The organism is Agrobacterium sp. SORGH_AS 787 (assembly GCF_030819035.1).
In the GTDB taxonomy this organism is placed as follows: Bacteria; Pseudomonadota; Alphaproteobacteria; order Rhizobiales; family Rhizobiaceae; genus Agrobacterium; species Agrobacterium larrymoorei_B.
Genome location: NZ_JAUTBG010000002.1, coordinates 1,846,232 through 1,863,034, shown reverse-complemented (window position 1 = coordinate 1,863,034; position 16,803 = coordinate 1,846,232). Strand labels below are relative to the sequence as shown.

Annotated in this window: 18 protein-coding genes; 6 read left to right on the top strand and 12 right to left on the bottom strand. The window is 57.5% G+C overall.

All coding sequences use genetic code 11. The features are described 5' to 3' along the window. Nucleotides 1-42: 42 nt before the first annotated feature. Both QE435_RS18245 and QE435_RS18240 read right to left on the bottom strand, forming a co-directional pair. Complete coding sequence (locus tag QE435_RS18245; RefSeq protein ID WP_349042235.1) at nt 43-312, bottom strand: hypothetical protein; 270 nt, start codon at nt 310-312, stop codon at nt 43-45. Between the two features lie 419 nt (nt 313-731). Then, nucleotides 732-1,040 (bottom strand): Dabb family protein, encoded by a 309-nt coding sequence (locus QE435_RS18240; protein WP_349042234.1) that lies wholly within the window; start codon nt 1,038-1,040, stop codon nt 732-734. Between the two features lie 853 nt (nt 1,041-1,893). On the opposite strand from QE435_RS18240, the gene QE435_RS18235 reads away from it, so the two are divergent. Beyond that, complete coding sequence (locus QE435_RS18235) at nt 1,894-3,555, top strand: alpha/beta-hydrolase family protein (protein WP_349042233.1); 1,662 nt, start codon at nt 1,894-1,896, stop codon at nt 3,553-3,555. Nucleotides 3,556-3,604: 49 nt separating this feature from the next. Here the strand turns inward: QE435_RS18235 and QE435_RS18230 are convergent, their stop codons facing one another. Continuing rightward, nucleotides 3,605-4,036 (bottom strand): Lrp/AsnC family transcriptional regulator, encoded by a 432-nt coding sequence (locus QE435_RS18230; protein ID WP_309772823.1) that lies wholly within the window; start codon nt 4,034-4,036, stop codon nt 3,605-3,607. Between the two features lie 123 nt (nt 4,037-4,159). On the opposite strand from QE435_RS18230, the gene QE435_RS18225 reads away from it, so the two are divergent. Next, nucleotides 4,160-5,260, top strand: coding sequence for a saccharopine dehydrogenase family protein (locus QE435_RS18225; protein ID WP_349042232.1), 1,101 nt, complete (start codon nt 4,160-4,162; stop codon nt 5,258-5,260). Between the two features lie 566 nt (nt 5,261-5,826). Here the strand turns inward: QE435_RS18225 and QE435_RS18220 are convergent. From QE435_RS18220 to QE435_RS18185, 8 genes are all read right to left on the bottom strand, one after another. Continuing rightward, entirely contained in the window at nt 5,827-6,255 is a 429-nt protein-coding gene (locus QE435_RS18220; protein WP_306931760.1) for a MucR family transcriptional regulator, read from the bottom strand. Nucleotides 6,256-6,668: 413 nt separating this feature from the next. Next, nucleotides 6,669-7,010 carry a monovalent cation/H(+) antiporter subunit G gene (gene mnhG, locus QE435_RS18215; RefSeq protein ID WP_306931759.1) on the bottom strand — a complete coding sequence of 114 codons (342 nt, stop codon included), beginning with the start codon at nt 7,008-7,010 and terminating at the stop codon, nt 6,669-6,671. Beyond that, a complete protein-coding gene (locus QE435_RS18210; RefSeq protein ID WP_349042231.1) occupies nt 7,007-7,423 on the bottom strand; it encodes a cation:proton antiporter in 417 nt (138 codons plus the stop codon). The genes mnhG and QE435_RS18210 overlap by 4 nt, the downstream gene beginning before the upstream one ends. Next, complete coding sequence (locus tag QE435_RS18205) at nt 7,420-7,899, bottom strand: Na+/H+ antiporter subunit E (protein ID WP_349042230.1); 480 nt, start codon at nt 7,897-7,899, stop codon at nt 7,420-7,422. The genes QE435_RS18210 and QE435_RS18205 overlap by 4 nt, the downstream gene beginning before the upstream one ends. Beyond that, complete coding sequence (locus QE435_RS18200) at nt 7,896-9,479, bottom strand: Na+/H+ antiporter subunit D (protein ID WP_349042229.1); 1,584 nt, start codon at nt 9,477-9,479, stop codon at nt 7,896-7,898. Before QE435_RS18200 ends, QE435_RS18205 begins: the two co-directional genes overlap by 4 nt. After that, complete coding sequence (locus QE435_RS18195) at nt 9,479-9,856, bottom strand: Na+/H+ antiporter subunit C (RefSeq protein ID WP_349042228.1); 378 nt, start codon at nt 9,854-9,856, stop codon at nt 9,479-9,481. Before QE435_RS18195 ends, QE435_RS18200 begins: the two co-directional genes overlap by 1 nt. Further along, entirely contained in the window at nt 9,856-10,275 is a 420-nt protein-coding gene (locus tag QE435_RS18190) for a Na(+)/H(+) antiporter subunit B (RefSeq protein WP_349042227.1), read from the bottom strand. The genes QE435_RS18195 and QE435_RS18190 overlap by 1 nt, the downstream gene beginning before the upstream one ends. Continuing rightward, a complete protein-coding gene (locus tag QE435_RS18185; protein ID WP_349042226.1) occupies nt 10,272-12,656 on the bottom strand; it encodes a putative monovalent cation/H+ antiporter subunit A in 2,385 nt (794 codons plus the stop codon). The genes QE435_RS18190 and QE435_RS18185 overlap by 4 nt, the downstream gene beginning before the upstream one ends. 176 nt (nt 12,657-12,832) lie before the next feature. On the opposite strand from QE435_RS18185, the gene msrB reads away from it, so the two are divergent. From msrB to bioB, 3 genes are all read left to right on the top strand, one after another. Further along, nucleotides 12,833-13,243 (top strand): peptide-methionine (R)-S-oxide reductase MsrB, encoded by a 411-nt coding sequence (gene msrB, locus QE435_RS18180; RefSeq protein WP_306931744.1) that lies wholly within the window; start codon nt 12,833-12,835, stop codon nt 13,241-13,243. 429 nt (nt 13,244-13,672) lie between these two features. After that, entirely contained in the window at nt 13,673-14,248 is a 576-nt protein-coding gene (locus QE435_RS18175) for a biotin transporter BioY (RefSeq protein ID WP_349042225.1), read from the top strand. Further along, on the top strand, nt 14,241-15,236 hold the full coding sequence (gene bioB / locus QE435_RS18170) for a biotin synthase BioB (RefSeq protein WP_349042224.1): 996 nt from the start codon (nt 14,241-14,243) through the stop codon (nt 15,234-15,236). The genes QE435_RS18175 and bioB overlap by 8 nt, the downstream gene beginning before the upstream one ends. 39 nt (nt 15,237-15,275) lie before the next feature. On the opposite strand, the gene QE435_RS18165 is transcribed toward bioB, so the two are convergent. Then, a complete protein-coding gene (locus tag QE435_RS18165) occupies nt 15,276-15,674 on the bottom strand; it encodes a rhodanese-like domain-containing protein (protein ID WP_349042223.1) in 399 nt (132 codons plus the stop codon). A gap of 68 nt (nt 15,675-15,742) precedes the next feature. On the opposite strand from QE435_RS18165, the gene ftrA reads away from it, so the two are divergent. After that, nucleotides 15,743-16,792: a transcriptional regulator FtrA gene (gene ftrA, locus QE435_RS18160; RefSeq protein WP_349042222.1), complete on the top strand. Its 1,050-nt coding sequence runs from the start codon at nt 15,743-15,745 to the stop codon at nt 16,790-16,792. Nucleotides 16,793-16,803 lie beyond the last annotated feature (11 nt).

Sequence of the window (16,803 nt, the reverse complement as noted above, 5' to 3'; positions counted from 1 at the left end):
TGTGTCTATAGCAGATGTATGGAGATTTCGATCGGGGTTCAACTACATCGGCACGCGCATCGTGACCTTGCGGGGGCGCTCGCCATTGCCCTGCACGAGAACCGTCACCACGCAGGATTGACCGTCACCGGACGGATAGACGGACAAAAGCTGTCCGCCAGTTTCCCGAACGACGCGGGAGACGGCTCCGGTGCAGTCGCTCGCAACGCGAACAATCGGCGCTTCGACGGCTCCGCCCCGCCAATCAGCCTGCGGCGCAGAGAAGCCGGACATTCCGGCTGCAAGCGTCGCGATGATTAGAGGTGATGCCATTTGCAAAAACTTCCACAAAAAGTCGGATGCACGTCGAAATAGTTTGTTGAGGCAATATTTAGCCCAAAGCGTCTGAATGGCAAATGAATGTGGGCTTTTGCTTCCGTTCAAGCTGGGGATAGCAACCCGACCGAAGCGGGACCGACGTCATCCTTTCAGAAAGGTGTAACCATTGCCGTGTAGACTACTGCAAGCTTGTATCGCGGCAACAAAGAACCTGCCTTAGCTACGACCGCGGTTTTTTCCGAGTCTTCTGAATCACTTGCGAACAAGACTTCAGAAACAGAGTCCATCCATTCAGAAAGTGGTTGAGCAGAAAGCAAACAGCAGGCCTTGTCATCCCAAATGCCTGAGGTATCAACCGCTTACCGACAGGTATGATACTATTCCCGGTGACTGACCCATTATCAATGCCGAGCTTACTTGATCGGGGACGTCACCGCCTTATCGGCATCGAAGTCCGCGGCGATCCGCGTATCGCGAAGTGGTTTCACGGTTCTGGTTGAAAGATCATAGGCCGGGTCGGTTTTATAGGCGGCGAGCGCCTCTTCACTCTCGAATTCGCCATATACGATGAAGTCCACGGAGTTGCCCCACTGGTCCTTCTTGACGTTCTCGCCGATCTCCAGCTTCGAGGCGTGAGGGATGGCCGTCAGGCCCGAAAGCCCCTTGCGCACGGCGTCTCGATTGGCTTCTGGAACGGTGAAGAAAACGATGTGGCGGATCATGGGCATGCACCTGTCTATTGAAACGTCGCGGCGGAAGACTGAAGCAATCGCCTATCATCCCGCCGCAACTGGTTCAATCCAACTTACAGGGAGGGGTCGCACGGCATTCTACTGACACCACCTGTCGTAAACAGGGAGAAGAGCAGTGAAAGCCCGTCGTTGTGGAACGGTTTTCAGTGATGGCGCAGCGGCTCGCGAGTAGCGGGAATCACCGTCTCTGGATGGTCTCGGCGCGTCTATGAAAAAAGACGCCCAATAAGGTGCAGATTTTCCACATCCTGAGAGCGCCACTTAAATCGATTTGAAAATTTCTTAATCGATTTTAATAGGTGCGAACCGATTTAAGAGAAAATTATTGCTTGAATCCGGGAACCTCTCGCCCTCTTACTTGGTTTCAGAGCCCGCTAATGGAGCTGCATCAACCCAGTCAGGAGGAATGCCATGACAGCGACAATTCCCCAGAACATTTACGACCGCCTCGAGAGCGAGTGGCGGCAGATGCGTGAAGGTGGCAGCCAGCCAAAGCCTTCGCAGTCTCCAAAGAAGTGATTGCCGCATGCACGCCATGATGGCGTGTTCCGGCAGATGACATAGCCCGCGATATGACGAAAGTCGGTCGCGGGCTTTTTGTTGTGTGTCAATTTCTTTCCACGGTCGCACAGCTTGTATGAGAGCGTGTCGCGATCTTTCAGATTCGCTCATACGCTTTAGGTCTTTGTTATCGCATGTCGTTATCGCAAAACTGCTGCACACTTTTGCGCGACATGCTTTAGATTGGTGCGTCGACCGCACATAACGTGGTTGTCTGGGGTGGGTTTCCCTCAGTGATCGAAGCAGGTGGAGGTATAACCCATTGTGGTGGATCAGGCGTTTTCTTGGACCACTGTCCAGCACCGGCATCGTCTTTGGCACACTGCTGTTTTGTGCTTCGCTGACACCCTCCCTTCTCCCGCGCACCTTCGTCATGCAAGGTGTACTCTGCGGCTTCTCCTTCGCGATCGGATACCTCATCGGTGCAGTGTTGAAGGAGGTCTATCTCTATCTGGAGCTGCCGCAGCTCTCCCCGCATGATAGGCGGGGTGTCCGCTTCGTCCTGTCGCTTGCCGCCGCCGTCGCGGCCATCGGCTTTCTCTGGCAGGCTGCGACCTGGCAGAACTCCATCCGTATCTTGATGGAGATGAGCCCACTCGACAGCAGCCACCCGATAAGGACAGGAGCGATTGCAATCGCAGTCGCAGCGATCCTGATTGGTTCCGGGCGGCTTTTCCAACTCGTTCGTCGTTTGCTGGCCTTGCGCAGTCGCCGCTTCCTGCCTCACCGGCTGGCGAATGTCGTGAGTGTCGTTGCGGCGATCGCGCTGGCGTGGATGGCGCTGAACGGACTGATCTTCGACATCGGCCTGCGCTTTGCTGACAGTTCGCTGAAACAGGTGGATAGTCTGATCGAGCCGGATGTGCCACAACCGACGGACCAACTGAAGACCGGCAGCAATACGTCCCTGATGACATGGCAATCACTCGGACGGCGTGGACGGGAGTTCGTGGCGACTGGCCCTACGGGGCAAGAGATTTCCAGCTTCACGGGGAAAGCAGCACTTGAGCCGATCCGCGTCTATGCAGGGCTCAATTCCGCAGACACGCCAGTGGCACGGGCGAAACTCGCCTTAGAAGAATTGAAACGCACGGGAGGCTTTGAACGCAACGCTCTCCTCGTGGTGGTGCCGACCGGGACCGGCTGGATCGATCCTGAGGCGCTGGATACGGTTGAGTATCTGCATCATGGCGATATCGCCAGCGTGGCGGTGCAGTATTCCTATCTCTCCAGTTGGATCGCCCTCCTCACCGAGCCGGATTACGGCGTGGAAACGGCGCGCGCCTTGTTTGAGGAAATCTACGGCTATTGGACGACGCTGCCGAAAGAAACGCGCCCCAAGCTTTATCTTCATGGGCTGAGCCTCGGTGCGCTGAACAGCCAGAAGTCGTCAGACCTTTACGATGTGCTGGCCGATCCGTTTCAAGGCGCATTGTGGAGCGGCCCACCCTTTGCCAGCCCCACATGGCGGATGGCGACGAATGGGAGGGTGCCCGGCACACCACAATGGCTGCCGAAATTTCGCGACTCTTCCGTCATCCGTTTTGCCGACCAGTATCAGACCGCGACGATGCCGAACGTCCCCTGGGGGCCGATGCGGATCGTCTATTTGCAGTATGCGAGCGACCCGATCACCTTTTTCGAAACCTCATCCGTCTACCGACGGCCGGAATGGATGAACCGGCCTCGCGGCCGCGACGTTTCCTCCTCGTTCCGCTGGTTCCCACTTGTCACTTTTCTGCAATTGACACTGGACGTGGCTGCCGCGACCACTGCGCCCATGGGCTACGGCCATGTCTATGCTCCCGAACACTACATCGAGGCATGGATGGAGGTCACGGCACCGGAAGGTTGGAGCGCGGAAGATCTTCAGCGACTGAAGATGTTCTTCAAGGCGCGCCGGGGAAGTCTGGATGAAGCGTAGAGGGTTTGGGGAGAAAAACGACCTGAGAGCGGCTGCGCGAGATGGCGCCTCAGCGCGAGATTCGCGTCGACAGGATGATCGATGAAAGTGTGCGCTCCACTCCGTCCAGCGCGCCGATTGTGTCGATCAGCCCATCGAGCTCGGAGATGGATGGGGCTGCAAGGATTGCGATCAGGTCGAAACTACCGCTGACGGAATGCAGCGTCGTGACTTCCTTTATAGCGGCCAATGCGACCGTGACGGTTGCCAAAGCCTTTGGGCCGATGGTGATGAGCACGTGGGCGCGCACCAGCCCGGACAGGTAATTTTCCGACAACCTAAGACTATAGCCAGCGATGACGCCTTCCGCCTCAAGCCGCTCGATCCGGGCCTGAACCGTTGTACGCGACAGGCCGAGCTTGCGCGCCAGTTCCGCAACCGGCATGCGGGCATTGCTACCCAGAAGAGACAGCAGTGCGCGATCCTTGTCTGTAATAGCCATTCTGCGTATTTCCTTCGGCGTTTTGCATGATTTTATACATCTATATGAACAAAGTGAAGCTACGAATCGTGATGGCGCGGCGGCATTCTATTACCTCAACAATAGTCTTTGAGGGGACAGATCATGAAACACATCGTTGTCGTTGGTGCTGGCAATATCGGCTCGGCTATTTCCTGGATGCTTGCCGTGACGGGCGATTACCGCATTACCGTTGCCGATCGCGCGGTCGATCAACTGGCGAATGTTCCATCCCATGAGCGGATCGATACCGAAGTGGTGGACATTACCGACAGGCTCAGCCTTCAGGCTTTGTTGAATGACAAGTTTGCCGTTCTTTCGGCAGCGCCTTTCCATCTGACAGCTGGGATAGCCGAAGCGGCTGTCGCGGTCGGCACCCACTATCTCGATCTGACTGAAGACGTCGAATCCACTCGCAAGGTCAAGAAACTGGCCGAAACGTCGGAAGTGGCGTTGATCCCCCAGTGCGGCTTGGCGCCCGGCTTTATCTCTATCGTCGCCGCCGATCTGGCGTCGCGTTTCGACAAGCTGGACAGTGTGCGCATGCGTGTCGGCGCTTTGCCGCAATACCCGTCCAACGCCCTGAACTATAATCTCACCTGGAGCACGGATGGCCTGATCAATGAATATATCGAGCCGTGCGAGGCGATCGTCGAAGGGCGCTTGACCGCCGTTCCTGCGCTGGAAGAGCGAGAAGAGTTTTCCCTGGACGGCATGACGTATGAGGCCTTCAACACATCCGGCGGGCTCGGGACACTCGCCGCGACTTTAGAAGGCAAGGTGCGGACCATGAACTACCGCACCATCCGTTATCCTGGCCATGTGTCGATCATGAAGGCGCTTCTCAACGATCTCAACTTGCGCAATCGCCGCGACGTGCTGAAGGATCTCTTCGAAAACGCCCTTCCCGCCACCATGCAGGATGTGGTCATCGTGTTCGTCACCGTCTGCGGAACGAAGAATAGCCGCTTCATGCAGGAAACCTACGCCAACAAGGTATATGCTGGCCCCGTCTCCGGTCGCATGATGAGCGCGATCCAGATCACCACCGCGTCCGGCATCTGCACGGTTCTCGATCTTCTCGCCAACGACAGGCTGCCCATGCGCGGTTTCGTCAAGCAGGAAGATGTGGCGCTCGACGACTTCCTCGCCAACCGCTTCGGCCAGTACTATGTGCCGCGCGAGGGGCTGGCAAAAGTCGGCTGAGAGGCACCCTCGTTTCTCTTCGGGGAATCATCATAGCGTTTCCTTGTTAAAGGAAATGCTCCGGAACAAGCCGCTTAGAGCGTTTCCTTGTTAAATAGAAACAGTTCTGTTGGTTCAAACGGGATCGACTGATTGTCCGGAGGGTGCGTGCCGTAGCCAAAGCATACGGCCAAGCCGTCCGGGCAAGCAGGTGGCCCGTTTCAACCAACCCTCCCGCAGATTTGCTGGCAAATCTGCAAGAGCTTCAATCGCCCGGCGCGCTAATCGCTTCGCACGGCGAAGCGGCGCGACGGGAGGGCCGGGCATCTTTCCGCCAGGCTCAAAGGCGATCGGCTCGACCGTACCTTTGGGTATGCCCTTCGCCAATCGCCTTTGCCCTGACGAAAACCTGCTCCGGCAGAACGTTTCTATTTAACAAGGAAACGCTCTAAGGCTGGCGCGATCATGATATCGCTCCAGCCTCTTTATTGGTTGCGGCGGCACCGCTGGCAGTTCACCGATGAAACGCAAAAAGCCGACCCAAATAGGCCGGCTTTCGTGTCTTTGCGAATGCTGCTGCGAAGAGATCAGCGACCGGATTTGCGACGCTGGCCGAGACCCATTTCCTTTGCCAGGCGCGAACGCGCTTCTGCATAGGCTGGAGCCACCATCGGGTAATCCACCGGGAGATCCCACTTTTCGCGGTATTCTTCCGGCGTAATATTGTGGTGTGTCGTCAAATGACGCTTGAGCGACTTGAAAGATCCGCCACATTCCAAACAGATGATCTGATCATCCTGAACCGACTTACGCACAGAAACCGCAGGCTTCTGCTTTTCGACGCTAACCGAAGCCACAGCCGGGGCAGAGGTGCCATTCAGCGCGTTGTGGACGTCGGAAATCAGGCTTGGAAGTTCCGCAACCGGAACGACATGGTGGCTAACATATGCGGCAACGATATCCGCAGTCAGCTCGACGAGCAGATTCTGCGCTCCGCCATATGTAGTTTCCGTCATTGAAATATCTCCTGTTCATGTCACGCGTAGCGAAGGGCAAAGCCACATTCGCCAATATTGCAAAGTACGGCCAGCGAAACTGCACCTGTGTGTATGACACGAAGCCAACCCTGAGCCTCATGCAGAAAAGGTGGAATATACCGGCGCGATTTGCGTCATTCGTGACTGTATTTCCGGCAAGTCACCCGCCAAGACTTTTCAGTCCTATGTAGGCAGCGACGGAACGCCAATAACGAAAAGCAAATCAACATCAGCAACTTTGCGTACCGTGGATAGCACCTAACCAAAAAAAGTCCAGATATTATTTTGGAACAACTCAGACAAGATTTACAGAAATTGATATGTAAAAAATAACGGGTAACAAAATTTTTCAGTAGAAGAAAAGCATACAAGTTTAGGGCGAAGATGTTTTTTTATTTGAACTTTCGATCTGCTTTCAGGTCGTCTTTGACAGTCTGGGAAGAGGATTTATATCCAGCCTGATGCGCAGATTTAGCAAGCAAATGCGCCGATATTGGAGCGGTCAAAACCACAAATAAAAAGCCGACGAGCGCGCACCCCAATACCGCAAGCTGTTGGGAATAAAGGCCAACTGCCAAAAGAAGAAGAGCGGAGCCCACGGTGCCTGCCTTCGAGGCGGCATGCATTCGCGTATAGAAATCCGGGAGGCGGTTAACGCCGATGGCGGCGGTGAGCGAAAATAGAGCTCCGCCGATACACAGCACGGCTACAACCAATGCGATTACCCAACTCATTCCGCCCTGCCTTTCGCCTTTTTTCCACGACCTTTGGCAGCGCTTTTCCGGTCTTTACCTGTTACATTTCGCAGTGTCTGAGACGGCGAAACAACGTCTGAAGCGTCAGGAATTTGTATTTTATCGATCCCATTTTCCGGTTGGCGCGACAGAATGAAGCGGGCAAAGGCCACCGTTGCCAGGAAACCCACCAAACAGAGAGCAATGGCGATATCGATATAGAGGTTGAAGCCGGTGCGAATCGCGATGACTGCGATAAAACCGATGGCGATTCCCACGAGCATATCGAGAGCGACAACTCGATCCGGCAGGGTCGGTCCGACGACGGCCCTGTAAACGGTAAGCAAAAAAGCGACGCACAATATGAGGAGAGCCGCAAAAGAGGCGTAAGACACAAGGAGTTCCGGCGTCATCTCGTAAAGGCCTCCATGATCTTGCGCTCGAACCCGGCGGCAATCGACTTTCTGGTCGCCTCAACATCGCTGCAGTCCAGCGCGTGGACATAGAGCGTTTTGCGGTCGTCGGTCACATCGACAGAAAGCGTGCCGGGCGTCAGGGTAATCAGATTGGCGAGGAGAGCGATTTCGAAGTCGCCCTGAACGGTAAGCGGATAGGCAAAGATACCCGGCTTCAACTCTATCTTCGGCCGAACCACCAGCCTTGCGACTGTCCAAGCGGACAGCGCCAATTCCTTGATGAACAGCACCACCAGCGACAGGAGCGGAATGACATGGACCCGCCTGCTATCGCTCCTAACGATCTGGTGGCGGATCAGACCGAGCGACAATGCCGCGATGACGATGCCAAGAAGAAGGTTAGCAAGCGTGTAGCTGGCTGAAATTGCAAGCCAGATAATGACGAAAAGAGAGCCGATGAGGAAAAGAGTCATCGAAGCGCGCCTTCCGGAAAGACAGAGCGGATATAGGAGGATGGATCGCCAAGTGTAGAAGCGGCGTCCTGGCTGAATTTCATCACGGATTCAGGGAAAAGCCCGACCGCAATGATCAGCGCTGTTAGTACTGCAACAGGCATTATGGACGGCGCTTTCACATCCGAAGCGGTACGCGGCGCGCCATCCGTAGACGGTCTCCAGAAGCAGAGAAGAAACGCTCTTGCCAATGCAATGGTGGAGATGAAGCCCGAAACCAAAATGGCGGCAGCAAGCCACCATGCACCGATATCGATAGCGGATTTCGTCAGCATGGCTTTTGGCCAGAAACCGGAAAAGGGTGGCAAGCCCGCTCCGGCGAAGAAGAGTGCCAGCACCATGGCCGAGAACCATGGCGCTCTTACGTATAGGCCGCCCAGCCCGGACAGCGTCCAGGCACCGCCGAGACGCGCTGCGTGTCCGACAGCGAGATAGAGGGCGGTCATCAGCACCATGGAGTTCAGCGCGTAGAACACCACGCCGCTAAGTGCTGCCTGGGTACCGATCGCAATGCCTGCCATCATGTAGCCGATGCCGGAAATGACGATATAGCCAAGCATGCGGCGCAGATCGTTCTGGGCAAGGGCGCCCATGGCGCCTAGGATCATCGTGACCACTGCCGAAACTGCGATGATAAAGCTCAATTCCTCCCGCTGAACCGGAAACAGCATGACCATGACACGCAGCAGAGCATAGACACCGACCTTGGTGAGCAGGCCGCCGAAGAGTGCGGAAACCACAATTTTCGGTGTGTGGTAGGATGCAGGCAGCCAAAAATTGACCGGAAAGGCAGCGGCCTTCATGGCAAAGGCGAGCGTGAACAAAGATGCCAGCGTGATCAACGGCGCGGTCTCGCCCACGGTCGTCGCCTTCCGGGCGATATCGGCCATGTTGAGCGTGCCGAAGATGGCATAGAGATAACCGACGGCAATCAGGAACAGCGTCGTTCCGATCAGATTGAGGATGGCATATTTCAGCGCGCCATCGATCTGCTCCCGCGTCGAGCCGAGGACGATGAGGCCGAAGGAGGAGACGAGCAAGACCTCGAACCAGACATAGAGATTGAAGATATCGCCGGTAAGAAAGGCGCCGGTGACGCCCGCCATCAACAGCATCAGGAATGGGTAGAAGCCGTACCGCCTGCCCGTTTCATCGATATCGCGTGCCGCATGGATGGCGCAAACCAGCGCCACGATAGCTCCGGTCAACGCGAACAACGCTCCCGTCAGATCCGCTGTAAACGCGATCCCAAAGGGCGGAAGCCAGCGCCCCATCACCATGGTGAAGGGGCCATCGAAAGCGACACGCCAGACAAGTGCGGCATCCAGCCCGACGAGGATGGCAAGTCCTGCAATTGCGATTGGGGCGTGGAGGCGGGTTTGGTGGCGGATCATCATCAGCACCGCACCGAGACCGATGCAGAGCGCCACGGGCAGCACGATCAACCAATCGGCAAGAGTGGTGGGCTGCATGACGAGTGCAGCGGAGAGATCGGCAGCAGATATCGGGCCGGACGCGGCAAGAAGGAATCGCGCGGGCATCAATACCCCACCGGCGGAAGCGGTTCGCTTTGCGGTTCGGCCGCGCGCATTTCGTCCGTGTCGTCCGTCTTCAACTCCTGGAACGCTCGCCAGACCAGGACCAGCAAGAAACAGAAGAAGCAGAAGGAAATGACGATCGCCGTCAGGATGAGGGCCTGAGGCAGCGGATTGGCGGTATCTGCGGGCAGTGCGTCGAGACCGGCGGGAATGATGGGTGGCACCTCGCGATGCAGGCGCCCGGCAGTGAACAGCAGAAGATTGACGGCATTGCCGAGGATCGCGATGCCAAGCAGAAGCCGCACACTGTGACGCGACAGCATGAGATAGATCGCCGTCGAGAAGAAGATGCCCACGAGGATAGAGAAGACCGCTTCCATCAGTCGCGGTCCTTTTCTTCCAGCGCAAGCGCAATGGAGGTGAAGCCGCCGACCACGACGAGATAGACGCCGATATCGAAGGAGATGACGGTCGCAAGCGGCACTTCAACGCCGAAGAGGCTTGGATAAATCCACAGCCCGGTCATGAACGGCACGTCGACGACGAGCGATGTCGCGCCAGAGAGTGTTGCGAGCAGCAGGCCGAAACCGGCAATCGACAGCGGATGGAATATGATGGCACGCCGCACGGTTTCGACGCCGAAGGCGATGCCATAGATCGCCAGGGCAGAGACGGCGATCAATCCGCCGATAAAGCCACCGCCAGGGGCGTTATGGCCGCGCAGAAGAACAAAGATGGAAAACAGCGTCATCAGGCTGGTGATGATGGGTGCCGCAGTTCTGAAGATCAGCGTATTCATGCCCTGCCCTTCCCCGCGCTTCCATAATCGTCATCCGGATTGTTATCCCGAGGGCGTAAGGTCGTTCCCGGTCGAATACGGATAAGCGCCAAAACGGCGAGCGCCGTGATCATCACCACCGCGATTTCGCCAAGCGTGTCGGTACCGCGGAAGTCAACGATGATGACATTCACGACGTTGTTTCCATGGGCAATGATCTTGGAATAGGCATTGAAAAAGGCCGTCAGGCTATTGTCGAAAGGTTGTTCGGTGGATTTCAGCAGCATCAGGGCAAAGCCGCTCCCGCAGGCTATCGCGATTGTCCCATCGAGGAGCTTCTGGCCGAGGCGGCGATGATCCGAGGGCGACAGGCGCAGCCGCGTCATGACCAGGGTCAGGATCACCACCGAAAGTGTTTCCACCATAAACTGGGTGAAGGACAGATCCGGCGCGCCAAACAGAAGGAAAAGAACGGCAACCGCAAAGCCCTGAATGCCAAGCGCGATAATCGCCGTTAAACGGCTTGCCGCCATCAGCACCGCAACGAGGCCAATCACCGCAATGGCTATGAAGGTGACTTCATGGATTTGCGCGTGGCGTGGCCAGACCGGCATTGCGGGCAGTTCGCCGTACGAGAAGAGCGGGACAAGCAGTGCAGCAGCAATGATGGCGAAGGTCGCAGTCACGTAAAATTCCAGTCGGCCGGGCTGGAGCACGCGGGTCACAATGAAGGAGGCGCGCACCAGCGCGGACATGAAGGCGTCGAAGCCTTTGTCCGGCCCCGGGCCGATGGCCTGCAGCATACGATCCATCAGGGCGCGGGCCGTGCCCAGCATCGTGAAGACCATGATCCCAAGGCCGATGGTAAAGAGCGACAGCGCCAGCGGGACCCCGATATGGGGTACGAGCGATATGTCCACCACACGTGTCTCATGGGCGATCGCCGTTGCCATCGGTGTGGAGATTGCAGAGTGAAACGGACTGGAAAACACCGCCGCGAGAAGTCCTGAAACGGCCAAGACAGCCGGTCCAAGCCACACAAGGACCGGCCCCTCATGGGCTATCTTCGGCATTCGCGGCGCGATGCCGACAAAGGGTTTTAGGCCGACGGCAAGAGCGATAGCCAACATCAGCGCATTGCCGATGACAGCGACGCCGGTGAAGAGGATCGCCCGGGGATTGGCATGGGCCAAGGCGTAATAGATCTCTTCCTTCGCCAGGAAGCCGAAGAAGGGCGGAAGCCCGGCCATGGAGAGAGCCGCGGCAAAAGCCGCGACAAAGGTGATCGGCATCGCCTTTCGCAACCCGCCAAGTTGGCGCACATCACGGGTTCCCGTCTCGTGATCGATGATGCCAGCCACCATGAAGAGCGCACCCTTGAACAGCGAATGCGCTACCAGATAAAGCACCGCTGCTTCAAGCGCCTGCTCAGATCCGAAACCGATCAGCATCACCAGAAGACCCAGCGAAGAGACGGTCGTATAGGCGAGCATCAGCTTGAGGTCGGTCTGGCGGATGGCCATCAGCGCGCCGGTCAGCATCGTCAGCCCGCCAAAGAATGGCAGCAGGATTTGCCAGGCTGCGGTATCGCCGAGAACTGGATTGAGCCGCATCAAAAGATAGACACCCGCCTTCACCATGGTGGCGGAATGCAGATAGGCCGACACCGGTGTTGGCGCTTCCATGGCGTTGGGCAACCAGAAGTGAAAGGGAAACTGCGCGGATTTGGTGAAGGCGCCGCCGAGGACGAGTAGCAGTGCTGCAAAGTAGAACGGGCTTTGGCGCAGAACATCGCCGCCATGAACCAGCAGCGAAAGCTGGGTCGTGCCGCTCATGTTCCAGATGAAGATGAGGCCCGCCAGAAGCGCCAGACCGCCTCCACCGGTGACGACGAGCGCCTGAAGTGCTGCCCGGCGCGACGCTTCCCTTTCGTGATCGAAACCGATCAGCAGAAATGAGGTGATAGATGTCAGCTCCCAATAGACGAACAGCATCATCAGGCTGTCGGAGATGACGACACCAAGCATTGCGCCCATGAAGAGAAAGAGAAAGGCGAGGAAGCGACCCTGCTGCGGATGACCGGCCATGTAAGCGCCGGCGTAGAGCACGATCAAAGTGCCGATGCCGGTAATGAGCAGCGCAAAGGTCAAGGACAGACCGTCGATGAACCAGGAAAAGCTGAGATTGAAGCTCGGCACCCAGATGTAACCGCCGGTCACCACCTCGCCTGCCGCGATCTCGGTAAGGAAGCCTAAGAAATGGACGAAGGCAAATGCGGGAATGAGCGCCAGCAGCCAGGCAGCCTTGGAGCCCAGCTTCCCAACCAGCGCGGGCGCGAGCAGTGCCGCCAGGAATGGCGAAAAAAGCGCGATGAATGTCAGCGACGTGACACCGAATGCCATCTGGCCTCCCCTTGCGAGCCACTTGCTGACTCTCCATAAGAACAGACTGAATTATGGGAAAGGCCGAGACCTCTCAACCCTTTGAGCAGCGAAAACGACATACTACACGCCGATTTGTCCCTCTTTTAATAGCAAAGCAGCATCCCTATATCTGCGACAATAGAAAGGGGCCTCTGATGAGCGATCTCAAATCTCCCAAAATCACCAAGACCGATGCCGAATGGCGTGAACAGCTCACGCCGGAACAGTATCGAATCCTTCGCGAACACGGCACCGAGCGTGCCTTTACCGGCCCCTATTGGAACAGCACTGAAAAGGGCCTGTACCGTTGCGCCGCCTGTGACGAGCCGCTCTTCATCTCCGACACCAAGTTCGACGCCGGTTGCGGGTGGCCGAGCTATTTCGAGCCGGTCAAACCGGATGCCGTCACCGAGCATCGCGATGTAAGCTATGGCATGGTGCGCACGGAGATCCGCTGCGCCAATTGCGGCGGTCATCTTGGCCACGTCTTCCCCGACGGCCCACCCCCGACTGGCCTTCGTTACTGCATCAACGGCCACTCCATGGTGTTCGAACCGCAAGCATAAGAATGACATTCAAGGCCGGCGTGCGAGCGCCGGCTTTTTACTTTGTGTCCGGAATGTCCAAGCCTCCGGAACACAGGAACGTCTTCAAAAAGGGCGTGCTCCTGTTGCCCGTGCCGCTCCGGGCGCACCGTCGTCTTCATCAAAACAATTTGGACGACGTCTCCCAACGCATATTGCAGAGCTCTCACGCTCACTCCGCTAGATGCATTCTCGCCGGCCACCTGCCTTTCCCTTTTTAAGCCCCCACCTGCCTTGTCCGCCATGCTGCCGGATGGGACCTTCTGTCTCGATTCAAACCTATAGACCTCATCAGGATCGATATTTTTATAGATAATATTGCATTTTTTGGCTTTTCTTTCCGCCTTGACTCTTTCGAGACTCCCATTAAGCTAAATTCCATCGTTGAATTATCTATAATTTTAGGGCACCATGCAAAACATTCAGATATCCTCCACGCTTCGTTCAACACGCAGTCTGCCTCGTCAGGCTCTTACGGTCATCGCTGGCGTGGCGCTAATGACGCTGGCAGCGAAGACGCAGGTACCCTTTTGGCCGGTACCGATGACGCTCCATACGTTGGCGGTGATGGGCTTTGCCGTCGCGCTTGGGCCGCGCATGGCCTGCGCCATCTTCATTGCCTATCTGTCAGCGGGTGCTGCTGGACTGCCTGTGTTCTCTGGCTCCCCTGAACGCGGCATCGGGCTGGCCTACATGATGGGGCCTACCGGCGGATATCTTGCTGGCTTCCTTGCGGCCTCCGGGCTCACGGGATGGCTTGCTCAAAACGGGACGTTGTTGCGACGTGTTTTCGCCATGCTGATCGGACTTGTCGTGGTCTATGCCTTCGGTATGGCATGGCTGCTGGCCTTCCTTCCCGCCGCAAAGGTGCTTTCCGTCGGCGTTGCACCTTTCATCCTCGGCGATCTACTGAAGATCGGCGTCGTCGCTGCTGCTTCGATGCTTCTGCCTCACGTCAAGGCCACGGAGAAAGCTGCCAATGACTAACGCTTCGAAAGAGGATGGCGCGATCCGGCATGACTGGAGCGTCGACGAGATTGCCGCGCTCTATCGGCTTCCGCTGCTCGAACTCGTAGGCCGCGCCAACGCGGTCCACCGGCAGTATCACGACCCGAACCGTGTGCAGAAAGCGAGCCTCCTGTCGATCAAGACGGGTGGCTGTCCGGAGAATTGCGCCTACTGCCCGCAATCGGCTCATCATCGCGAGGTCGATCTCACCCGCGACCTGCTGATGAACCCTCAAAAAGTGCTGGCGATGGCGGAGACGGCGAAAGCCGCTGGTGCGGAGCGCTTCTGTATGGGCGCTGCCTGGCGGCAGGTGCGTGACGGCAAGGAGTTCGATGCGGTCATCGAGATGGTGGAAGGCGTGCGCCGCCTCGACATGGAAGCCTGCGTCACGCTCGGCATGGTGAAACCGCAACAGGCCGAGCGCCTGGCCAAAGCGGGCTTGACCGCTTACAACCATAATCTCGATACCAGCCCGGAATTCTACAACCGCATCATCACCACCCGCACGTACCAGGATCGGTTGGAGACGCTGTCCACCGTTCGCGCCGCAGGCATCGAACTGTGCAGCGGCGGCATTATCGGCATGGGCGAAAGCATTCGCGATCGCGCTGCGATGCTGCAGGTGCTGGCGAGCTTCGCGCCCCACCCGGAAAGCGTGCCGATCAACGCGCTGGTCCCCGTCGAAGGCACGCCGCTTGCCAAGCGGGAGCGGATTGATCCGCTCGAACTGGTCCGCATGGTGGCGACCGCACGCCTCGTGATGCCACAATCCACCGTGCGCTTGTCAGCCGGTCGATCAAGCCTGAGCCGAGAGGCACAAATCCTCTGCCTCATGGCAGGTGCCAACTCGATCTTCTACGGCGATACGCTACTGACCACACCCAATGCCGGGATCGGCGAGGACGCTGAATTGCTCGCCACCATCGGGCCGATCGATGAAGCCCAGGAAAGAGCGTCGGCGGCGTAGAGCAACAGAAATGAGGGCAGCGTTACAGGCGGCCCTCATTCAATAGCCTGTCGCGAAGGCAAAGCCTTCATCCGCCCAACCGGCCAGGCCGCCGATCATGATCTTCACCTTTCGCCCGAGTCGGGCAAGGTTCAGAGCCGCCCTATCCGCCCCATTGCAATGCGGACCGGCGCAATAGACGACAAAGACCGTATCGTTCGGCCATGCCCGCATGCGCTCTTCCGTCATATCCGCATGGCGAAGATGGATGGCGCCCGGCACGTGGCGCTTTGCAAACACCTCCGGCGAACCGACGACATGCAAAAGCACGAAGTCCTGCTCGCCCTTTTCCATGGATGCAAAGACATCCCAACAATCGGTCTCCACCGAAAGGCGTTTGGAGAAATGGTCGATAACGATCTCTGCCGGGGCCGCAGATATTTCAGTGACATAGCTCATGGTTTGTCTCCTCTTCGTAAAACGTCCCTAGTTTAAATCGTGCTTTTCCTCCTTTGCAGATGGCAGGATTGCCATATATCGTGAAGATCATGACAAACCGTTCGCAACCCAGCAGCAGTCCAAACCGCCTCGTCGTGGCGCTCGCCTATGACGGGCTCTGCACCTTCGAATTTGGCGTTGCCGTGGAAGTCTTCGGTCTTGCTCGTCCTGAAATGGGAGAGGACTGGTATCGCTTCGCGGTAGCGGCCGTGGATGACGGCGAAATGCGCGCAACCGGTGGCGTCCGTTTCGTGGCCGATGGCGGCCTGGAGCTTGTCGAACGGGCTGGCACCATCATTGTGCCCGGCTGGCGCGGAATAGATGCGCCCGTTCCAGACGCACTGTGCGCGTCGTTGCAAAGGGCTCATGCCAATGGTGCGAGGCTGCTTACCATCTGTTCCGGCGTGTTCGTTCTGGCCGCAAGCGGGCTACTCGACGGCAGGCGCGCCACCACCCATTGGCGTTACACCAAGGCTCTGGAGGAGCGCTATCCGGCCATCACCGTTTTGCCGGATGTGCTCTATGTCGATGAAGGCACTTTGCTGACCTCCGCCGGCAGCGCGGCGGGCATCGATCTCTGTCTGCATTTGATCCGTCGCGACTTCGACACCAAGGCGGCCAATATGGTGGCGCGCCGGTTGGTCGTACCGCCGCATCGCGACGGCGGACAGGCACAGTTCATCGACAAGGCCGTACCGGAGCCGCATGAAAAGGCAAGGCTCGGGCCGCTGCTTGATACGATGCAGGCCGATCTCACCAAGACTTTCACGGTTGCGCAACTGGCGGCTATGACAGGGATGAGTGCGCGGACACTGCTGCGCCGCTTCGAGGCGGCAACGGGCACCACGCCGGCGAAGTGGCTTTTGCTGCAGCGACTTTCAAAGGCCAAGGACTTGCTGGAGACATCGACGCTGACGATTGAGGAAATTGCCGAAATCTCAGGGCTCGGCTCTGCCGCCAATCTGCGCCACCACTTCCGCCAGCAATTCTCCACCACGCCTGCTGCCTATCGTAGCCGCTTCAGCTCTACAGCATCGGCCCGAAAATCGGACTCGATTTTCGGAAAGCACGATGCGTAGATTCAAAAAAA